This is a genomic window from Pseudomonas sp. GW821-FHT07F01, from assembly GCF_059418825.1.
In genome coordinates, this window is the sequence record NZ_JBWKQO010000006.1 from 635020 (window position 1) to 654444 (window position 19425).

Below are 19425 nucleotides of genomic sequence, written 5' to 3' on the forward strand. Positions count from 1 at the left end.
GGCGGACGTATTCGCGAGCAAGCCCGCACCTGCAAGGTTCATGGCAGGTCCCGGGGCTTGTGCAGGTCCAGCAGGGTGATCGGCAGGGCCTGGCGCCAGGTGTCGAACTCTCCCAGTGGCTGGGCCTGGGCGATGTGGATGCGGGTCAGCTCGCCGCCGTGGCGTTCTCGCCAGTCCATCAGGGTCATTTCGCTTTGCAGGGTCACGGCATTGGCCACCAGGCGCCCGCCGGGCTTGAGTTGTTTCCAGCAGGCCTGCAGCACGCCTTCGCGGGTCACGCCGCCACCGATGAAGATCGCATCCGGGCGTTCCAGCCCGGCCAGTGCCTGGGGCGCGCGGCCGCGTATCAGTTGCAGCCCGGGCACGCCGAGTACCTCGCGGTTGTGTTCGATCAATTGCTGGCGGCCGTCGTCGGCCTCGATGGCCAGGGCGCGGCAGCTGGGGTGGGTACGCATCCACTCGATGCCGATGGAGCCGCTGCCGGCACCCACGTCCCAGAGCAGCTCGCCGGGCACCGGTGCCAGGCGCGCCAGGGTCATGGCCCGCACGTCGCGCTTGGTCAACTGGCCGTCGTGGCGAAAGGCCGAGTCCGGCAGGCCGGCGAGCCGCGACAGGCGCGGGGTGCTGGCTTCGGCCAGGCATTCGATGGCCAGCAGGTTGAGGTCGGCGATTGCCGGGGCGGCCCAGTCATTGGCGGTGCCGTCGATGCGCCGCTCCAGGGGGCCGCCCAGGTGTTCCAGCACGCTGATCCGGCTCGGGCCGAAACCGCGCTCGCGCAGCAGGCCGGCAATGGCGGCCGGGCTGTGGCCGTCATTGCTCAGCACCAGCAGGCGTACCCCGCCGGACAGTTGGGCGCTGAGTGCGCTGATCGGCCGCGCGACCACAGAGAGCGTGATCACCTCCTGCAAAGGCCAGCCCAGGCGCGCAGCCGCCAGGGAATAGGACGAAGGGAAGGACAGTACCTGGATTTCCTCTGCGGGCAGCTGCCGCGCCAGGCTGGCGCCGACGCCGAACAGCATGGGGTCACCGCTGGCCAGGACGCAGACTGCAGCACCACGCTGGCTCAGCACCGGCTCCAGGGAAAACGGGCTGGGCCACAGCTGGCGCTGGCCACGGATGCAGGGTGGCAGCAGGTCCAGCTGGCGTTGGGCGCCGACGATCTTTGATGCGCCCAGCAGGGCGTGCCGGGCATTTCTGCCCAGGCCCTTGAAGCCGTCTTCACCGATTCCCACTACTGTCAGCCAGGGCGACATCTCTATTCCTCGAACGCAAAACCTGTTGTTCCGACAGGCAGGCTTTTCATGCCTTCGGACAAAGCAGGCATAATACCGCGCCTTCGCTGACGAAGCGCTTTTCCCACACGGCCGGTCACCCCCTTGAACGAACGCTCGATGTCCACTGCCATCCGCCCCTCGGCCTGCCCGGGGTTGCTGCGCATCGTCCCGGCGCTGGACGGTGGCATCTGCCGGATCAAGCTGGCTGGCGGCGTCATCAGCGCGGAGCAGGCCGTGGCAGTGGCCGAGGCGGCGCAGGCTTACGCCGGTGGCGTGATCGAGGCCACCAACCGCGCCAACCTGCAGATTCGCGGCATCGGCCCGGAGCATCAGGCACTGATCGCCGCACTGCTGGCTGCCGGGCTTGGGCCGACTACTGCCGCCGGTGACGATGTGCGCAACCTGATGCTCAGCCCCTGCGCCGGGATCGATCGGCAGTGCTTGATGGATACCCGGCCCCTGGCCGCACAGATTCTCGACACCTTGCAGGGCCATCCGCGCTTTCACCAACTGTCGGCCAAGTTCGCCGTACAGCTCGACGGTGGCGAAGCCCTGGCCATGCTCGAACATCACCATGACCTGTGGCTGTCGGCCCTTGAGCGCGACGGCCAGGGGCTGCTGGCGTTCGGCCTGGCTGGCTGCCCGGTGGATGAACCCCTGGCGGCGGTGGCGCAGGACCAGGGCCACGAGCTGCTGGTGGCCGTGCTGGAGCTGTTTCTCGACCTGGCGCGGCCGGAACAGACGCGCATGCGTCACCTGCTGATGGACATGTCGCGGGAGGATTTCCTCGCTCAACTGGAGCCCCGCCTGAGCCGGCCGCTGTTGAATATCGGTGGCTGGCGGCGCCAGGCCAGTGACGCCAGGCTGCACATCGGTACTTATCCACAGGCTGCGCCCGGGCAGGTCTATGTTGGCGCGGGCACGCCCCTGGGGCGGCTCGATCCGGCCATGCTCAAGGGCGCGGCGCAATTGGCCCGAGAGTACGGCGACGCCAGCCTGCGCCTGACCCCCTGGCAGAGCCTGCTGCTGCCCTCGATCGCCGCGGCGGATGCGCCGGCGGCCACTGCAGCCCTGGAACAACTGGGCCTGCTGTGCAGCCCGCAACAGGCCTTGGCTCACTTGATTGCCTGCACCGGTTCCAGTGGTTGCGGCAAGGCCCTGGCCGACACCAAAAGCGACGCCCTGCAACTGGCAGGACTGCTCCAGCGCCATGGCCGCCAACTGGATGTGCACCTGTCCGCCTGCCCGCGTTCCTGCGCCGCCGCTCATGTGGCGCCGGCCACCCTGCTGGCGGTGGCCCCAGGGCGCTATGACTTGTATTTGCGCGATGCAGCGCTGCCGGGTTTCGGCACGCTGCACGCACGCAACCTTTCTATTGAAGCGGCAGAGGCATTGCTCGATGCCCGCCCACGGAGCAACCTTGATGCTTGATTACATCCGCGACGGTCAGGAGATCTATCGCAACTCCTTCGCGATCATTCGCGAAGAAGCCCGGCTGGAGCGCATTCCCGCCGACCTGGAGAAACTCGCCGTGCGGGTGATCCATGCCTGCGGCATGGTCGAGGCCGTCGATGGCCTGCAGTTTTCCGAGGGCGCCGGCAAGGCCGGGCGCGATGCCCTGGCGGCCGGTGCACCGATTCTCTGCGATGCGCGCATGGTTTCCGAGGGTATTACCCGGGCCCGCTTGCCGGCCAACAACCAGGTGATCTGCACCCTGCGCGACGACAGCGTGCCAGCGCTGGCCCGGGAGCTGGGCAACACCCGTTCCGCTGCGGCCCTGGAGCTGTGGCGCCCGCACCTGGAAGGCAGCGTGGTGGTGATCGGCAACGCGCCCACCGCCTTGTTCTACCTGCTGGAAATGCTCGATGCGGGCGCGCCGAAACCGGCGCTGATCCTCGGCTTCCCGGTGGGCTTCGTCGGCGCCGCCGAATCCAAGGCGATGCTCGCCGCCGACAGCCGCGGGGTGCCCTTCGTGATCATGCAGGGCCGCCTGGGCGGCAGCGCCATGGCGGCGGCTGCGGTCAATGCCCTGGCCACGGAGGTCGAATGATGCAGCAGCCCGGACGTTTGATCGGCCTTGGCGTGGGCCCCGGTGACCCGGAACTGATTACCCTGAAGGCCCTGCGCCTGCTGCGCGAATCACCGGTGGTGGCCTACTTCGTGGCCAAGGGCAAGAAGGGCAATGCCTTCGGCATCATCGAAGGGCATCTGCAACAGGCCCAGACCCTGCTGCCCCTGGTGTACCCGGTCACCACCGAGGTGCTGCCGGCGCCGCTGTCCTACGAACAAGTGATCAGCGACTTCTACGACAGCGCCAGCCAGGAGCTGGCGCAGCACCTGGACGCCGGCCGCGACGTGGCGGTGATCTGCGAAGGCGACCCGTTCTTCTACGGCTCCTACATGTACCTGCACGACCGGCTGGCCGAGCGTTACCAGGCCGAAGTGGTGCCGGGGGTGTGCTCGATGCTGGGCGGCGCTTCGGTGCTGGGCGCGCCGTTGGTGTATCGCAACCAGAGCCTGTCGGTGCTTTCCGGGGTGCTGCCCCATGAGGAACTCAAGCGTCGCCTGGCGGACGCCGATGCGGCGGTGGTGATGAAGCTGGGGCGCAACTTCCCCAAGGTGCGCCAGGTCCTGGAAGAACTGGGGCTGGCGCGGCGTGCGCTGTACGTCGAGCGCGCCACCATGGCCAACCAGAAGATCGTGCCGCTGGATGACGTGGAGCCGATGTCCTCGCCGTACTTCTCGCTGATCATCGTTCCCGGCGAAAGGTGGCAAGGCTGATGGCCCGTTCAACTCCGGCCATCGTCATCCTTGGCCAAGGCAGCCTCGACACCGCACGGCAGATCCAGCGGCTGTATCCCGACTCGTTGATCCACGGTCTGGCGGAACGGGTCGAAGGCGCCGACCGGGTCTACCACGAATTCGGCGCGACCCTGCGCCAGCTCTATCAGCAGGACGCGCCCATCATCGCCCTGTGTGCGGCCGGCATCGTGATCCGCACCCTGGCGCCGCTGCTGCTGGAAAAGGGCGCCGAGCCGCCGGTGCTGGCGGTGGCCGAAGACGGCAGCGCCGTGGTGCCGCTGCTGGGCGGCCTGGGCGGCGTCAACGTCATGGCCCGGGAAATCGCTGCGGGCCTTGGAGTGGCCGCGGCTATTACCACTAGCGGTGAACTGCGCTTCGGCACCTGCCTGCTCAACCCGCCCAGTGGCTATGCCCTGGGTGACCTGGAGCTGGGCAAGCGGTTCGTCTCCGACCTGCTGGGTGGCGAAAGCGTGCGCATCGAAGGCGCAGCACCCTGGCTGGCCGCAGCGAAGCTGCCCGAGGACGACCAGGCCCGCCTGACCATCCGGGTCGGTTCCGCCGAGCGCGAGCCCGTGGCCAATGAACTGTTGATCTACTCCCGCAGCGTGCTGGTTGCCTGCCGTGGGCAGCGGCTTGCCGGCGAAGCTGATAGCGACCTGGCCACCCACATCCGCCAGGCTTTGCATCAGGCGCGCATCGCGGTGCAGTCGGTGGTGTGCCTGCTGGCCGCTGACCGCGACATGGCCGACCGTGCCCTGCACCAGGCAGCAGCGCAACTGGGCGTACCGCTGCGCTTCCTGCCGGCCGCCGACAGCGTCGTCGAGCTGGCGCAACAGGCGGTGCCGCAATTGCTGCCGCCGCTGAAGGTGGGCGAGGACATCGCCATTGCCGTGGCCAACCAGCCCCTGGACCCGGAGCAGATTGGCCGCCCCCGTGGGCGTCTGGCCGTGATCGGCCTCGGTCCGGGCGCTGCCGAGCTCATGGTGCCCGCGGTGAAAGCCGAACTGGCCCGGGCCAATGACATTCTAGGTTATGAGACCTATGTGCGCATGGCCGGTCCGTTTCGCGCCGACCAGGTGATGCACTGCACCGATAACCGCGAAGAGATGCAGCGCGCCCGTCACGCCTTCGAGCTGGCGGCCCAGGGCCGTTCGGTGGTGGTGGTGTCGTCCGGCGACCCGGGAGTGTTCGCCATGGCCGCGGCGGTGCTCGAAGCCCTGCACGAATCCAGCGACCCGGCCTGGCACAGCGTCGATCTGGAGATCCTCCCGGGCGTCTCCGCCTCCCTGGCTACCGCGGCACAGGCCGGTGCGCCTCTGGGCCATGACTTCTGCGTGCTGTCGCTGTCGGACAACCTCAAGCCCTGGGACATCATCGAGAAGCGCCTGGACCTCGCCTCCCAGGCGGATCTGGCCCTGGCCTTCTACAACCCGATTTCCCGCTCGCGGCCCTGGCAACTGGGCCGGGCCCTGGAGATCGTGCGCCAGCACCGTACGCCGCAAACCCCTGTGGTATTGGGGCGCGACATTGGCCGCCCGGGCCAGACCCTGCGGGTCATCACCCTGGGCGAGCTGACCCCGGAGCAGGTGGACATGCGCACCATGGTGCTGGTGGGTTCCTCCACCACCTGCGTCTTCCCCCGGGCCGGGGGCGGCGACTGGGTGTACACCCCGCGCTGGTACGGCAATAAACCCCTGTAGGAGCCGGCAAGCCGGCTCCTACGAGTCGCTGGGTTCGGCGGTCAGCAGCCAGGTGATGAATTCGAAGAAGCCGGCCCATCTGGCGGGGATGCGGCCGGCGACGAAAGCTTCCCAGTCGCCCAGGTCGAAATCCCAGACGCCGCCGCTGTCCTTGTCCAGCAAGTAGCCGCCTTCGCCTTGCAATGAGGTGAAGGCCACAAAGTTCTCTGGCAGCTCCCAGACCTCATGGATGAACTCGGTGCCCATGCGAACTTCCTCGCCGGGCCCGGCAATGTCGAGGAGCACTTCGTCGCTGGCGCGGCTGCTGAAGTCGGCGGGGTGGCAGGCCAGGTAGATCTGTGCGAACTCGCTGTCCGGGGCAATGCCCAGGGCTTCCAGCGCCAGGGTGACCTCGGCGCTTTCAGGAAGCGGGCGGTAGCGGGGCTGGGCTTCGATCAGGGCAATCAGTGGCGCTGGAATCATGCCGGGTACTCGGTGGCGCGTGGCCATTTGTCCAGCGGCAGATGGTTCATGTCGCGGGTGAATTGTTCCCGGGCCTGGCCCAGGGTTTTATGGTTCGGCCCGCTCTGCACATCCAGCGCTTCGCTGCCGTCGTCTTCCCAGTGGCACAGGTCGCAGATCTCGTATTCGCCTCGTGCGCCCAGGGTCAGGTAGCCGCAGCAGGGGCAGGCCTCCAGGCACTCGATGTTCGCGCTGACGGTGTAGTCACCCAGCCCGGCTTCACGCAGGCAGCGCCTCAGGTACAGGTGGGTCACGCCGCGATATTCGGCGCGCAGGGCGATCAGCAGCAGCGCGTCGTAGCGTGGGTCTTGCACCTCTTGCGGGGGCTCCGGTTGGGTCAGGATCTGTTGTTGCAGGCTGGGTGCAAGTGCCGCGAATTCAAGGTCGTCGCTGTCTATTCCCCACCAGTTCAGGAGGTGGGAGAAGCGCGCGGCGGCGTCGAGGCCGGGCAACCTGTGGCGGCTCAGAAGGTCGATGGCTGCGTTGGCGGTGAGTTTTTCCATGGGGGCTCGGCTTTTCGAGGGGGCGGTTCAGGGCCAGGTCAGGGTCAATTGGTCAGGGCGCTGAATGGGTATTCGTACCCTGACCCCGGAGGTCGATTCGCCATGGAGGTACTGGTCCTGGATCTCTACTCGGTTGAAGGGGTTGGTGTCGCGCAGGGCAATCAGCCAGATCAGTGCATCCGAGCCTTTTTCCTGCAAGGCCAGGAAGCCATCGCCGCCGTAGCCTGCCGTCTCCCCACCCCGGGCATAGAACGACTGTGGACCGTCGGTGCACAAGCCCAGGGTGGTGACGAAGTCAGGCTCATCCTGTTGGGGATAGTCCAGGGCCGGCATCCAGACGTTGTTGATCAGCCGGGGATGTTCATAGGGCAGGTCGAACAGGCAGTAGAACCCGCTGCCGAGGACCAGGGTGTTTTCCCGGGGGAAACACCCGGCCTGCCATTGTTCCTGAATGAAAGCGGCATCGGCGCTGTAGGGCATTGGGTGGTTCCTGCTCCTGCTGGAAGGGGGTTTCTACAGGTTCGAGACCTGGCGAAAACCGGAGTTGTAGGCGCATTGCCCGGCGTACTCGGGGCGTGCATCACAGGCCTTGAGGCAACCCTGGACGCCCTTGGGAAAGCGCGCCTCCACCGACATAGCGAAACCGTAGGTCGGCGTGGTCACCGCAAAGCTGCTGTTGCAGGCCACTTGCGTGCTGTAGGTGAAGGTCATGGCCTCGCGCCGGCCGTTGTGGGCGAAGGCCACCTCGAAGCTGTCGAGGCTGTTCCAGCCCGACAGCGGCAGCACTACAAAACGGTAGCGGGTGCTGTCCAGGCGTTGGCCGATGACCCGCAGGTTCTTGCTCGATGAGTCGGCCTTGGGCGAAGGGTAGGGCAGGGCCAGCAGCGCCCGCGGGTCACCCACCACGCCCAGTTCGAAGCCGATACCTTTTTGGTAGAAGGGTATCTCCAGGGCCGGTGCGCCCTCGATCTTCACGTACTGGCTGGATGCATAGGGGCCGCGGGTTTCAGGCTTGTAGTCCGGCGCTTTGGCGAAGCTGACTTCAAGCTCCAGCACCGCGTCTGAGGCCTTGGCGTGCTCGGTGCGTATATCGCTGGGTTGCTCGCTGCCATGGCTGGCGCAACCGGCCAGCACCATGGCCGTAGTCAGTTGCAGCAGCTGTCGGGCGGGCCATGGACGTAGAACGGTCATCACTCAATGCTCCTTCTTCAGCGGGCTGGAGTTCAGGCCCAGCCCCTTGAGCTGCCAGCTTCCCTGCACCTGCTGCCAGCTGAACTGGCGGCCGACCCAGTCCACCTGCAAGGCGTGATGCAGGCGGCTCTGGTCAATACGTCGGCCTTCGTCCAGGGCCTTTCGCGCGCGGTCGCCGGCTTGGTTGAACAGGGGCCAGAGCTGGCTCAGGTTCAGCTCTTTGCTGATCGGCAACTGGGCATACACGCCCTGCTCCGCCGAACTGAGCAGCAGCCCTTCCTTGCCGAGGAACGCAGCACTGCTGTTGTCCGGCGACACCGACACCAGCATGGCGTAGTGGGAGAACCCCCAGCCGGGCAGCCGCTCGTCGAACCACAGCACTTGCCCGGTGGAGGGCACCAGGGCCCGCGCGCCCTCGGGAAACAGCAGCAGGTCGCTGCGTCCGGGTTGCGGCTGGCCCCAGTCGGGTTCGCTCTTGCTCTTGACCGGGCTGAGGACGCGGGCCAGGGGCGTGTCGTTCTGCACGGCGATCAGCACCGTGCCGACGCCCATCCATTCGATGGTGGTGGCCAGCAGTACCGGTTGCCCGCCCCGGGTCGCCCCGGTGGGTTTTACATCGGTGATCTGCCAGGCGTTCAGCGGCCGATAGAGCTGGCCCTTGTAGGTGATTTCCCGGGGGCTGCTGCCGTCCCGACGGTGGTACACCTTGAAGTCGCCAAAGCGCTCAATGGATTCACTGGTCTTGTTCAGCCAGGCCTCGAGCTTGGCCTGGGGCGATTCGCCAGCCAGTGCCGGGAGGGGCATGAGCAGGAGCCCGGCCAGCAGGCAGGCCAGGCCGCGCCCGATCTGCGCAAGGCACAGGGCGCGCGCGGCGGCGGGGCCCGTGCCAGTGGGTCGTTGAAGAGTCTGCATTCCGTTGCCTGTCGCTTGATGGGAGGGTGGCCGGGGCCCTAAGGGACCAGGTAGCCCCTGACCCCGGTGAAGATGATCTGCGCCGCCAGGGCGCAGACGAACAGTCCCATCAACCGGCTGACGATCTGCAAGCCCTGGTCGCCGAGGATGCGTTCGATGCGGTTGGACAGGTACAGCACCACCCCCACGGTGAGGCTGGCCAGGGCGATGCTGAGGATGGCGGTGAGCTTGTCGTCCCAGTGCGGCTGGCTGACGCCCATCACCAGCAGGGCGCCGATGGTGCCCGGGCCCACGGTCAGGGGAATGGTCAGCGGGACTATGGTCACGTCCTGCTGCACGTTGTCGGTCTGCACCGCCGATTTGCCCTGGGCCATGCCCAGGGCAGAGATGAACAGCACGCTGCCGGCGCCGATGCGGAAGGCGTCCACGGTGATGCCGAACACGCCGAAGATCACCCGGCCGAACAGGTACAGCAGGATGCTGGAGACCAGGGTCGCCAGGGCCACTTTCCAGGCCAGGCGCCGGCGCTCCTTGAGCGAATAGCCGCGGGTCAGGCTGATGAAGCACGAGAGCACGAAGAAGGGGCTGTAGAGCACCAGCATCTTCAGGTAAACGCTGAACAGCACGTGGAGCATGGTGGGAGCTCACGACTAAAGGAGGGCGAGCGAGAGTTTAACAGGCGCCGCAGAGCCTGTCGGCTCAACTGGTGTGCGCGGTGCTGCGCTCGCGCAGGTCGCGCTGGGTCACCCAGTGTTCCACCAGTTCCCGCAGTTGCGAGAGCTCCACGGGCTTGGCCATGTGCCCATCCATGCCGGCCTGGCGCGCGCGCTCCTTGTGCTCGGCGAGGATGTGCGCGGTGAGCGCCACCACCGGGGTACGCACCCGCTGGTTGCCGACTTCCCAGGCGCGCAGTTGCTGGGTGGCGGAGAAGCCGTCGAGCACCGGCATTTCGCAGTCCATCAGTACCAGGTCGTAGCGGTTGGCTTTCATTGCCTGCAAGGCTTCCTCGCCGTTGCTGGCGGTATCGGGCTGCAGGTTGAGCTTGCCGAGCATGCCGCGGATGACCTTGGTGGAAATACTGTTGTCCTCGGCCACCAGGATGCGGAAGTCGCTGGGCACGGTGACTGGCGCCGGGGCCTGGGCAGCGTGCGCCGGCTGGTTGTAGGGGGCGGCGGGGGCCTTGTCGCGCTGATTGAGTTCGTCCGCCAGGGTGGTCTTGAGGGTGTAGCCGGCCACTGGCTTGGCGAGGATGCGCTTGATCCCGGCATTGCGTGCAATCACCTTGCTCGGCGCATTGCTGATGCCGGTGAGCATGATCAGCAGGATGTCGTGGTTCAGGCTCGGGTCTTCCTTGATCTTCGCCGCCAGTTGCATGCCGGTCATGCCGGGCATGTTCTGGTCCAGCAATACCACGTCGAAGTAGTCCCGCAGGTGCGCCTTGGTGCGTAGCAGGGCCAGGGCTTCCTTGCCCGATGGCACGGCGCTGACGTTCAGGCCCCAGGCACTGCACTGCTGTACCAGCACCTTGCGGCAGGTGTCGTTGTCGTCCACCACCAGTACCCGCGCGCCCTGCAGTGGGCCGTCGAGGTCGGCGGTCGGGTGTTCCAGGCGCTCGGCATCCAGGGGCAGGGTCAGCCACAGGGTGCTGCCCTGGTTGGTGCCGCTCTTGATGCCGAACTCGCCATGCATCAGCAGGATCAGTTGACGGGCGATCACCAGCCCCAGGTTGCCCCCCAGGCGGGTGGTGGCGAGGAAGTTCTTGCTGTGCAGCTCGGTGTGCAGCAGGGCTTCGCGCTCTTCGGCTTCCATCGGCTGGCCGCTGTCCTGCACGGCGATGCGCAGGCGCGGTTTGCTGCTGCGCTCGTCGAGGGCGACGACGATCAGCACTTCGCCTTCATCGGTCTTCTTCAGGGCATTTTCCAACAGGCTCAGCAGGGCCTGGCGCAGGCGTGTCGGGTCACCGCTGATGACCCGTGGCACCTGGGGCTGGATGAAACTGATCAGCTCGACGTTCTGCTGTTCGGCCTTGGCTCGGAAGATGCTCAGGCAGTCTTCGATCAGGGCGTTGAGGTCGAACTGCACATCGTCCAGTTCGATCTGCCCGGACTCCAGCTTGGAGATGTCGAGGATCTCGTTGATCAGGGTCAGCAGCTCGTTGCCGGCACTGTGGATGGTCTGCACGTAATCGCGCTGCTTGACCGACAGCGGGGTGCCCAGCAGCAGCTCGGTCATGCCCAGCACGCCGTTCATCGGGGTGCGGATCTCGTGGCTGATCTTGGCCAGGAACTCGGCCTTGGCATTGACCTCGGCGGTGCTGGCGGCCAGGTCGCGGCTGACGCTGAAGCGGTTCTCGGTGATGTTGCGCTGGCGCTCGCCCAGGGCGATGCTCATCAGCAGCCCGGCGATGCACACCACGCTCAAGAGGGTGACGATCAGGCCTTGCGGGGCCACCAGGGTCAGCCCCAGCAGGGCCGGCAGGATCACCAGGGTGCCGAGGTTGAAGATCACCATGGCGGCGACGAACAGGCGCGCCGGGCGATAGCCCTTGTGCCAGTGATAGCCACCGACGAACAGCATGCTCAGGCCGGCCAGGGCCACCAGGCCGTAGGTGATGATGTTCAGCGGCAGGGTATCGACGAACAGCAGCAACAGGCCGAACAGGCTGATCAGCAGGATGTTGCCCAGCAGCAGGCGGTTCAGCGGATGGGCGCCCAGGGGGGCGAAAAAGCGGTAGGCGAACATCATCCCGCAGGGCGCGGTCAGCAGCAGGGCGATATAGGCCCCCGGCGTCTGCAGGGCTTCCCAGGCCGGGAGCCAGGGCCCGAACAGGTTCAGCAGCATCAGCAGGCTGAGGGTCAGCAGCCCTTCGCAGGCTGCCAGCCACAGGCTGCTGCGCGAACGGGTGTAGGCGAAGCGGGTGAGGTTGTGCAGGATCAGCATCGCCAGGCAGCCGAAGAGCAGGCCGTAGATCAGCGTCTGGCTCTGGTCGGCCGCGCCCATCACCGCCGATTGCAGGGTGATGAAGGGGCGCAGTTCGTGTTCGGACACCAGGCGTACAAAGACGTCCAGTGGCTTGGCGCTTTGTGGCAGCGGCAGCATGAAGTCGCTGCTGGGCAGGGGCTTTTGCGCCTGCGACGGGCCGGAGCCGGTGTTCACTTGCTCGATCAGCTTGTCGCCTTCGAGCACGTAGAGGTTCAGGTGGGACAGGTCGGGGGCGAAGATCCGCAGGATCTGCTCATGGGTTCCCGGTTGCAGCTTGAAGCGTAGCCACAGGGCGCCATCGGGCTCGGCGGCGGTAAGCTTGTCCAGCTCGATCGGGCTGAACTGGTTGGTGTAGCGCGGGGAGCGGATGTCACTGAGCTGCAGGTCGGCCTGTTCGTCGAGCAAAACCGCCCAGCCACTGCCTTGAGCGGCCAGGGCCGGGTTCAAGCAGAGCAGGGTCAGCAAGGTGACGGTGAAGCCTAGGGCAATCCTGAGCCAGCGCACGGCGAAATCCCTTCGTTGGTTGATGCCTGATTATAACTATGCGCGGCGTAATGACCGCACGGCAAGGGCGTTTGCCCTTGCCGGGGTCAACGACAGCCTTACTCCTGGCCGCGCTCGCGGGCAATGGCGCGGTAGCCGATGTCCTTGCGGTAGAAGCAGCCCTGCCAGTCGATCTCGGCCGCCAGGCGGTAGGCCTGTTGCTGAGCCGCGTCAACGCTGTCACCCATGGCGGTAGCGCACAGTACCCGGCCGCCGGAGGTCACGACCTGGCCATCCTTGAGTGCGGTACCGGCGTGGAACACCTTGCCTTCCAGTGCTGCCGCGGCGTCCAGGCCAGTGATGGCCGCGCCCTTGGCGTAGTCACCAGGATAGCCGCCTGCCGCCAGAACGATACCCAGGCTCGGGCGTGGGTCCCACTGCGCTTCGACCTTGTCCAGGGCCTGGGCCAGGGCGGCTTCCACCAGCAGCACCAGGCTCGATTGCAGGCGCAGCATCACCGGTTGGGTTTCCGGGTCGCCGAAGCGGCAGTTGAACTCGATGACTTTCGGGTTGCCGGCCTTGTCGATCATCAGCCCGGCATAGAGGAAGCCGGTGTAGACGTTGCCTTCCTCGGCCATGCCGCGCACGGTGGGCCAGATCACCAGATCCATCACCCGCTGGTGCACTTCTGAAGTGACCACCGGTGCCGGGGAGTAGGCGCCCATGCCACCGGTATTGGGGCCAGTGTCGCCGTCGCCGACGCGCTTGTGGTCCTGGCTGGTGGCCATGGGCAGCACGTTCTTGCCGTCGACCATGACGATGAAGCTGGCTTCCTCGCCGTCGAGGAACTCCTCGATCACCACGCGGGAACCGGCGTCGCCGAAGGCATTGCCGGCCAGCATGTCGCGCACCGCTTCCTCGGCTTCGGCCAGGGTCATGGCGACGATCACGCCTTTGCCGGCGGCCAGGCCGTCGGCCTTGATCACGATCGGGGCGCCTTTTTCACGCAGGTAAGCCAGGGCCGGCTCGATCTCGGTGAAGTTCTGATAGTCGGCAGTAGGGATCTTGTGGCGGGCGAGGAAATCCTTGGTGAAGGCTTTCGAACCTTCCAGCTGCGCAGCACCGGCAGTCGGGCCGAAGCAGTCCAGGCCACGGGAGCGGAACAGGTCGACCACGCCAGCCACCAGCGGCACTTCCGGGCCGACGATGGTCAGGGACACATTCTTCTGAGCAAAGTCTGCAAGCTGCTCCAGGGCCAGGACGTCGATGGCGACGTTCTCGCACTTGGCCTCGATGGCGGTGCCGGCGTTGCCTGGGGCGACGAACACTTTCTGAACCCGTGGGTCCTGAGCGACTTTCCAGGCCAGAGCGTGTTCACGACCGCCGCTACCAATGATCAGTACATTCATTTCAAAAACCTCGGATGACGCTAATTCTGTTTTGGAACCTGAAGAGCTGGACGCCTCAGGAGGTTGCAATGACAGTGGTAGATGCAAGGCGGAGCCCACCTCGATGAGCGCAGTTGCCTGTTGGCAATGAGCATCATCGAGGTGGGCTCCAACGCAGCAGATGCCGGTGTCAGTGCGACCGTTGTCGTATCAGTGACGGAAGTGGCGCATGCCGGTGAACACCATGGCTATGCCCGCTTCGTCGGCCGCGGCAATCACTTCGTTGTCACGCATCGAGCCGCCGGGCTGGATCACCGCGGTGATGCCGACCTTGGCGGCGTTGTCCAGGCCGTCGCGGAACGGGAAGAACGCATCGGAGGCCATGACCGAACCGGCGACTTGCAAGCCGGCGTGCTCGGCCTTGATGGCGGCGATTCGCGCGGAGTTCACGCGGCTCATCTGGCCGGCGCCGACACCGATGGTCTGGCGGTTCTTGGCGTAGACGATGGCGTTGGACTTGACGTACTTGGCGACTTTCCAGGCGAAGATCAGGTCGTTGATCTCTTGCTCGGTCGGGGCGCGCTTGGTCACGACTTTCAGGTCATCGGCACTGATCATGCCGATGTCGCGGCTCTGCACCAGCAGGCCGCCGTTGACGCGCTTGTAATCCCAGGCCGCAGCGCGCTCAGCCGACCACTGGCCGCAGGCCAGCAGGCGCACGTTGGCCTTGGCAGCGACGATGGCGCGGGCTTCTTCACTCACGGATGGGGCAATGATCACTTCGACGAACTGACGCTCGACGATGGCCTTGGCGGTGGCTGCATCCAGCTCGCGGTTGAAGGCGATGATGCCGCCGAAGGCCGATTCGGTGTCGGTGGCGTAGGCCAGTTCGTACGCCTGGCGGATACCGCCTTCAGCGTCCGGGCTGACCGCCACGCCGCACGGGTTGGCGTGCTTGACGATGACGCAGGCCGGCTTGACGAAGCTCTTCACGCATTCCAGCGCGGCGTCGGTGTCGGCCACGTTGTTGTAGGACAGCTCTTTGCCTTGCAGTTGGGTCGCGGTGGCGATGCCGACTTCAGCAGGCTTGGCCTCAACGTAGAACGCCGCGCTCTGGTGCGGGTTCTCGCCGTAGCGCATTTCCTGGGCCTTGATGAACTGGCTGTTGAAGGTGCGCGGGAATTCGCTGCGATCTTCTGTGCTGAGGGTTTCGGCGGCCTGGTTCACGGTGCCCATGTAGTTGGCGATCATGCCGTCGTACGCAGCGGTGTGTTCGAAGGCCTTGAGCATCAGGTCGAAGCGCTGGGCGTAAGTCAGGCCACCGGCCTTGAGGCTTTCCAGGACGCCGGCGTAGTCGCTGGCATTGACCACGATGGCCACGTCCTTATGGTTCTTGGCCGCCGAGCGGACCATGGTCGGGCCGCCGATGTCGATGTTCTCGATGGCGGTCGGCAGGTCGCAGCCTGGCTTGTTGATGGTGGCTTCGAACGGGTAGAGGTTGACCGCGACCAGGTCGATCGGCTTGATCCCGTGCTCGTTCATGATGGCGTCGTCAATGCCGCGACGGCCGAGGATACCGCCGTGGATTTTCGGGTGCAGGGTCTTCACCCGGCCATCCATCATTTCCGCGAAACCGGTGTAATCCGCGACTTCCACTGCGGACACGCCGTTGTCCTGCAGCAGTTTGAAGGTCCCGCCGGTGGAGAGGATCTCCACACCAAGGGCTTCCAGCTCCTTGGCGAATTCGAGGATCCCGGTCTTGTCGGAAACACTGATCAAGGCGCGGCGGATCGGCAGGCGGGTAGTCTGGTCGGTCATCTCAATTTCCATCAAAAGCAAAGGAGTCAGCAAAAAAGGCGACCGTTTTTTACGCGGGCGCCTTTCTGGTTTGATTGAATGCTTACAGCAAATCGTACTGCTTGAGTTTCTTGCGCAGGGTACCGCGGTTTAGACCCAGGAGTTCGCTGGCCTTGGTCTGGTTGCCCTTGACGTAGTTCATCACGCTTTCGAGCAACGGAGCCTCGACTTCGGAGAGCACCAGGTTGTACACGTCCGTGACGGCAGCGCCCTCAAGGTGGGCGAAATAATTGTGCAGCGCCTTCTCGACACTCCCGCGAAGGGTCTGGCCTTCTTCGCTGGGTGTATTGAGGTGCTGTTTCAAATTCACGTTGTCGCTCACGGGTGTTGTTCCACTCACTAAAGTCTCGGTCATCATCGTCATGCGGCCACCCCCTCTCCGTCCCCTGTTTCCAGGCTCTTGTAACGTCCGGCAAAGAACTCACGAACGTTGGCGCATTGTGCTTCCGTATCTTCCAAACGATTGAAGTGGGCGCGAAACTCCCTGGCGCCCGGCAGGGTTGCGAGATACCAGCCCACATGCTTGCGCGCAATGCGTACGCCCATGACCTCTCCATAGAAGGCATGCAGCGCGGCCAGGTGCTCTAGCAGAATACGTTCCACCTCGAACAGCTCCGGTGCCGGGAGGGTTTCACCGGTACTGAGGAAGTGTTCGATCTCACGAAAAATCCATGGCCGCCCCTGGGCGGCCCGGCCGATCAACAGCCCGTCGGCGCCAGTGGCGTGCAACACCCGCCGGGCCTTTTCCGGCGAGTCGATATCGCCATTGGCAAAGACCGGGATCGACACCGCCTGCTTGATCGCGGCAATGGTGTCGTACTCGGCTTCACCGGTGTACAGGTCGGCCCGGGTCCGACCATGGACCGCCAGTGCCGTGATGCCGGCCTGCTCGGCGATCTTCGCCACCGTCAGGCCGTTCTTGTTCTCCCGATCCCAGCCGGTGCGGATCTTCAGGGTGACCGGTACATCCACAGCGGCCACTACTGCCTGGAGAATCTCGTTGACCAGGGCTTCGTCCTTCAGCAACGCGGAGCCGGCGGCCTTGTTGCAGACCTTCTTGGCCGGGCAACCCATGTTGATATCAATAATCTGTGCGCCCAACTCGACGTTGGCGCGGGCGGCGTCTGCCAGCATCTGTGCATCACCCCCGGCAATCTGCACCGAGCGGGGCTCGGGATCGCCTTCGTGGATCATGCGCAACCGCGATTTGCGGCTGTTCCACAAGCTCATGTCGCTGGTGACCATTTCCGAGACTACAAGGCCCGCGCCCAATTGCTTGCAAAGCTGACGAAAGGGCTGGTCTGTAACCCCCGCCATCGGGGCGAGAATCAAACCGTTGTGCACTGTATATGGGCCGATGCGTACCGCCGACATAGGACTTCCCTGTTGTGGGGCCGGATCATGAGAGTTCGAAAAAGGGTTGGCATGATACCCGCTCTCGATGACCGGATAAAGGCTGAATTGGATAAAATCTGAACAGTTCTTCTGTAACGTCCTGGGAGCAATCCAGGCGAAACAGTCATAAAACTGTCGTTAATCCAGAGTCGTCCGTGAACTTGTGCAGCCGATTCACTCAGGCGAGTGGAAACTCAGACTGTAGTTCACCGCTTTCGGGCCGGGGTCAAGAATATCCAGGGCGATGTGAATCGGGGTCTGCGGCGGCATTTCCGCCGCATCCTGCAAGTCACCGCCCAGGTATTCCCCGGGCTTGAAGCTGCGGCTGGCGATCAGGTGGCCGTTGAGGTCGGCGAAGCGCAGCTCAAGCAGCGGGAAGGGTTGGGAGAAGGGCGCGCGGTTATAGATGATGGCGTCCACCACCAGGGCGCCGCTGAATTCCGGATGGCTGCGTACCACCAGGTTGCTGCTCTTGATCCGGGCGATGTCGACCCGGGAAGGTACCGTGCAGCCGAATTCCGGGCACAGTTGCTGGAACCAGGGGCGGTACTGGTCCTGGCGGGCCAGCTCATCAAAGTGATAGGCGACGTATTGTCCCACCAGGCCGCCGGCGGCCAGCAGGATCAGCAGCAGCCAGAGCAGGCGCTTGCCCCAGGGCGAGCGGCGCTTCTGCCAGTCGAGGTGGAGCGGGTCGTCCACCAGGTCCAGCAGCACCTCTTCCTTGACCCCGGGCTCGTTGCGCTCGCGGCGCTTCTTGCCGGAGACGGCGGGCTCGTCGTCCTGGTCGTCCGGGTTGGCAGGCGAGTGAGGTTCCAGGTCATCGTCCAGGCGCAACCTGGGCGCCTGGGGTTCGTCGTCCAGGTCCGCGAGGTTGAACGACAGCGACGGTTCGGTGCGGCTGGGCTTGGGTGGTTCGACGCTGGGTTCGGCGTCGTCCGGTTGCACCTTGGGGGGCGAAGGCTCGCTGTCGTCCCGTTCGGCGGCGCTGCCGAACAGTCCGTCCGGCCAGTGCGCCTCGTCGGCGTCCTGGGTGTCGCGCCGGGCGCTGAGGCTGGCTTCCTTGTGCTCGCGTTCCTGGCCAAAGGCCTTGGCTGGCTGGATTTCGCGCTGTTCGAGCTTGGCCAGTTCCTCATCGAGGTCCAGGTGATCCAGGTCCATCTCGGCGGCCGACCATTGCTTCTGGCTGATGGCGCGCTGAGGAGCGGCAGGGGCCGCGGGGGGTGGCAGATCCGGCTCGGGTGCCGCCGGTGCCGGCGCCACGGTCGCTGCGGGAGCAGCCGGTGGCGCTACGGGTTTGGCAGCGGCTTTCGAGGTGGCAGCTTCCTTGGCCGCGCGCTGCTCGAGCAACTGCCGTGCGGCGTTGAACACCTGCAGGCAGGAGCCACAGCGAACCACTCCACGGGCCACGCTCAACTGGGCGTGGCTGACACGGAAGCGGGTTTGGCAATGCGGGCACTGGGTGACGAAACTGTCGGTCATGCGGCCATCCGGATTATGCAGGCGGCCATTCTAGCGCCGACGGCCGGTGATGCGCACCCAGCCATCAAGGGTGGCGATCGGGTCCAGATCGAAGTCCTGGGCATAAGCCGCGGCGACTTCCTCGCCCTGTTCGGCAAGGATGCCGGAAAGCGCCAGGCGCCCGCCAGACTTGACCAGCCCCGAAAGCTGCGGCGCCAGGGCCACCAGTGGCCCGGCCAGGATGTTGGCCACCAGTACATCGGCTTGCACCTGGGGCAACTGCTCGGGCAGGTAGAGCGGGAACAACTCGTCGGCAATGCCGTTGCGCCCGGCGTTGTCACGGGAGGCTTCCAGGGCTTGCACGTCGATGTCGGTGCCCACCGCCTGTTTGGCGCCCAGCAACAGGGCGGCAATGGCCAGGATCCCCGAGCCGCAGCCGAAGTCCAGCACGTTGCAGTCCTTCAGGTCCTGGCCGTCCAGCCATTCCAGGCACAGGGCGGTGGTCGGGTGGGTGCCGGTGCCGAAGGCCAGGCCCGGGTCCAGCAGCAGGTTCACGGCCTCGGGCTCCGGCGCGGCGTGCCAGCTGGGAACGATCCACAGGCGCTGGCCGAAACGCATGGGCTGGAAGTTGTCCATCCAGCTGCGCTCCCAATCCTGGTCTTCGATGACTTCGCTGTGATGCTCGGGCAGCGGGCCGCCGGTCAGCAGTTCCATGTGGGCGAGTACGCTGGCGGCTTCGGTGCCGCCCTCGAACAGGGCCAGCAGATGGGTGTGGGACCAGAGCGGGGTGGTGTTCAGTTCAGGTTCGAAGATCGGCTGATCCTCGGCGTCCATGAAGGTGACCGAGACGGCACCGACTTCAAGAAAAGCGTCTTCGTAGGTTTCGGCTTGTTCTGGGCTGATGGCGAGACGGACTTGCAGCCAAGGCATGGCGGGCACCTTTGAAAATATGTGATGTGCAGCCTAGTGGGCCGCGAGA

The 19425-nt window shown here is 65.4% G+C and carries 18 protein-coding genes; 4 read left to right on the top strand and 14 right to left on the bottom strand.

Annotation, left to right across the window (positions count from 1 at the left end; translation table 11 throughout):
* Positions 1-38: 38 nt before the first annotated feature.
* Positions 39-1253, bottom strand: coding sequence for a precorrin-6y C5,15-methyltransferase (decarboxylating) subunit CbiE (cbiE, locus tag AC07R1_RS24655; RefSeq protein WP_495111020.1), 1215 nt, complete (start codon positions 1251-1253; stop codon positions 39-41).
* A gap of 138 nt (positions 1254-1391) precedes the next feature.
* Here cbiE and cobG point away from each other — a divergent pair, with 138 nt between their 5' ends.
* Genes cobG through cobJ form a run of 4 tightly spaced genes read left to right on the top strand, consistent with a single transcriptional unit; the run spans position 1392 to position 5776 of the window.
* The gene (gene cobG, locus AC07R1_RS24660; RefSeq protein ID WP_495111021.1) at positions 1392-2705 is read left to right on the top strand and encodes a precorrin-3B synthase; all 1314 of its coding nucleotides are present in this window, start codon (positions 1392-1394) and stop codon (positions 2703-2705) included.
* Positions 2698-3324, top strand: a complete 627-nt coding sequence (locus AC07R1_RS24665; protein WP_011059025.1) for a precorrin-8X methylmutase — start codon at positions 2698-2700, stop codon at positions 3322-3324. Before cobG ends, AC07R1_RS24665 begins: the two co-directional genes overlap by 8 nt.
* On the top strand, positions 3324-4055 hold the full coding sequence (locus AC07R1_RS24670) for a precorrin-2 C(20)-methyltransferase (RefSeq protein WP_053156151.1): 732 nt from the start codon (positions 3324-3326) through the stop codon (positions 4053-4055). Before AC07R1_RS24665 ends, AC07R1_RS24670 begins: the two co-directional genes overlap by 1 nt.
* Entirely contained in the window at positions 4055-5776 is a 1722-nt protein-coding gene (gene cobJ, locus AC07R1_RS24675; protein WP_495111022.1) for a precorrin-3B C(17)-methyltransferase, read from the top strand. Before AC07R1_RS24670 ends, cobJ begins: the two co-directional genes overlap by 1 nt.
* A gap of 18 nt (positions 5777-5794) precedes the next feature.
* Here cobJ and AC07R1_RS24680 read toward each other — a convergent pair whose 3' ends face one another.
* The 13 genes from AC07R1_RS24680 to prmA all read right to left on the bottom strand — a co-directional run bounded on the left by AC07R1_RS24680 (position 5795) and on the right by prmA (position 19376).
* Positions 5795-6238, bottom strand: coding sequence for an SMI1/KNR4 family protein (locus tag AC07R1_RS24680; RefSeq protein ID WP_065364911.1), 444 nt, complete (start codon positions 6236-6238; stop codon positions 5795-5797).
* A complete protein-coding gene (locus tag AC07R1_RS24685) occupies positions 6235-6780 on the bottom strand; it encodes a CPCC family cysteine-rich protein (RefSeq protein ID WP_495111023.1) in 546 nt (181 codons plus the stop codon). Before AC07R1_RS24685 ends, AC07R1_RS24680 begins: the two co-directional genes overlap by 4 nt.
* A gap of 27 nt (positions 6781-6807) precedes the next feature.
* On the bottom strand, positions 6808-7260 hold the full coding sequence (locus AC07R1_RS24690; RefSeq protein ID WP_011059030.1) for a hypothetical protein: 453 nt from the start codon (positions 7258-7260) through the stop codon (positions 6808-6810).
* 33 nt (positions 7261-7293) lie between these two features.
* Complete coding sequence (locus AC07R1_RS24695) at positions 7294-7971, bottom strand: hypothetical protein (RefSeq protein ID WP_011059031.1); 678 nt, start codon at positions 7969-7971, stop codon at positions 7294-7296.
* 3 nt (positions 7972-7974) lie between these two features.
* Entirely contained in the window at positions 7975-8883 is a 909-nt protein-coding gene (locus AC07R1_RS24700) for a hypothetical protein (RefSeq protein WP_019094013.1), read from the bottom strand.
* A 38-nt stretch (positions 8884-8921) separates the two neighbouring features.
* On the bottom strand, positions 8922-9518 hold the full coding sequence (locus AC07R1_RS24705; RefSeq protein ID WP_011059033.1) for a MarC family protein: 597 nt from the start codon (positions 9516-9518) through the stop codon (positions 8922-8924).
* Between the two features lie 64 nt (positions 9519-9582).
* On the bottom strand, positions 9583-12369 hold the full coding sequence (locus AC07R1_RS24710; protein WP_495111024.1) for a hybrid sensor histidine kinase/response regulator: 2787 nt from the start codon (positions 12367-12369) through the stop codon (positions 9583-9585).
* A gap of 98 nt (positions 12370-12467) precedes the next feature.
* Positions 12468-13757 (bottom strand): phosphoribosylamine--glycine ligase, encoded by a 1290-nt coding sequence (gene purD / locus AC07R1_RS24715; RefSeq protein WP_011059035.1) that lies wholly within the window; start codon positions 13755-13757, stop codon positions 12468-12470.
* 189 nt (positions 13758-13946) lie between these two features.
* The gene (gene purH, locus AC07R1_RS24720) at positions 13947-15554 is read right to left on the bottom strand and encodes a bifunctional phosphoribosylaminoimidazolecarboxamide formyltransferase/IMP cyclohydrolase (RefSeq protein WP_065364915.1); all 1608 of its coding nucleotides are present in this window, start codon (positions 15552-15554) and stop codon (positions 13947-13949) included.
* An 82-nt stretch (positions 15555-15636) separates the two neighbouring features.
* Entirely contained in the window at positions 15637-15957 is a 321-nt protein-coding gene (fis, locus tag AC07R1_RS24725; RefSeq protein ID WP_003186237.1) for a DNA-binding transcriptional regulator Fis, read from the bottom strand.
* Complete coding sequence (gene dusB, locus AC07R1_RS24730; protein WP_047283747.1) at positions 15954-16967, bottom strand: tRNA dihydrouridine synthase DusB; 1014 nt, start codon at positions 16965-16967, stop codon at positions 15954-15956. The genes fis and dusB overlap by 4 nt, the downstream gene beginning before the upstream one ends.
* Before the next feature lie 195 nt (positions 16968-17162).
* Entirely contained in the window at positions 17163-18467 is a 1305-nt protein-coding gene (locus tag AC07R1_RS24735; RefSeq protein WP_258611437.1) for a DUF3426 domain-containing protein, read from the bottom strand.
* 30 nt (positions 18468-18497) lie between these two features.
* Complete coding sequence (prmA, locus tag AC07R1_RS24740) at positions 18498-19376, bottom strand: 50S ribosomal protein L11 methyltransferase (RefSeq protein WP_011059039.1); 879 nt, start codon at positions 19374-19376, stop codon at positions 18498-18500.
* Positions 19377-19425: the final 49 nt, after the last annotated feature.

Bases quoted from the DNA above. Each gene is read 5' to 3' on its own strand.
- cbiE (WP_495111020.1), bottom strand. From the start codon at position 1,253: ATGTCGCCCTGGCTGACAGTAGTGGGAATCGGTGAAGACGGCTTCAAG.
- cobG (WP_495111021.1), top strand. From the start codon at position 1,392: ATGTCCACTGCCATCCGCCCCTCGGCCTGCCCGGGGTTGCTGCGCATC.
- AC07R1_RS24665 (WP_011059025.1), top strand. From the start codon at position 2,698: ATGCTTGATTACATCCGCGACGGTCAGGAGATCTATCGCAACTCCTTC.
- AC07R1_RS24670 (WP_053156151.1), top strand. From the start codon at position 3,324: ATGCAGCAGCCCGGACGTTTGATCGGCCTTGGCGTGGGCCCCGGTGAC.
- cobJ (WP_495111022.1), top strand. From the start codon at position 4,055: ATGGCCCGTTCAACTCCGGCCATCGTCATCCTTGGCCAAGGCAGCCTC.
- AC07R1_RS24680 (WP_065364911.1), bottom strand. From the start codon at position 6,238: ATGATTCCAGCGCCACTGATTGCCCTGATCGAAGCCCAGCCCCGCTAC.
- AC07R1_RS24685 (WP_495111023.1), bottom strand. From the start codon at position 6,780: ATGGAAAAACTCACCGCCAACGCAGCCATCGACCTTCTGAGCCGCCAC.
- AC07R1_RS24690 (WP_011059030.1), bottom strand. From the start codon at position 7,260: ATGCCCTACAGCGCCGATGCCGCTTTCATTCAGGAACAATGGCAGGCC.
- AC07R1_RS24695 (WP_011059031.1), bottom strand. From the start codon at position 7,971: ATGACCGTTCTACGTCCATGGCCCGCCCGACAGCTGCTGCAACTGACT.
- AC07R1_RS24700 (WP_019094013.1), bottom strand. From the start codon at position 8,883: ATGCAGACTCTTCAACGACCCACTGGCACGGGCCCCGCCGCCGCGCGC.
- AC07R1_RS24705 (WP_011059033.1), bottom strand. From the start codon at position 9,518: ATGCTCCACGTGCTGTTCAGCGTTTACCTGAAGATGCTGGTGCTCTAC.
- purD (WP_011059035.1), bottom strand. From the start codon at position 13,757: ATGAATGTACTGATCATTGGTAGCGGCGGTCGTGAACACGCTCTGGCC.
- purH (WP_065364915.1), bottom strand. From the start codon at position 15,554: ATGACCGACCAGACTACCCGCCTGCCGATCCGCCGCGCCTTGATCAGT.
- fis (WP_003186237.1), bottom strand. From the start codon at position 15,957: ATGACGATGATGACCGAGACTTTAGTGAGTGGAACAACACCCGTGAGC.
- dusB (WP_047283747.1), bottom strand. From the start codon at position 16,967: ATGTCGGCGGTACGCATCGGCCCATATACAGTGCACAACGGTTTGATT.
- AC07R1_RS24735 (WP_258611437.1), bottom strand. From the start codon at position 18,467: ATGACCGACAGTTTCGTCACCCAGTGCCCGCATTGCCAAACCCGCTTC.
- prmA (WP_011059039.1), bottom strand. From the start codon at position 19,376: ATGCCTTGGCTGCAAGTCCGTCTCGCCATCAGCCCAGAACAAGCCGAA.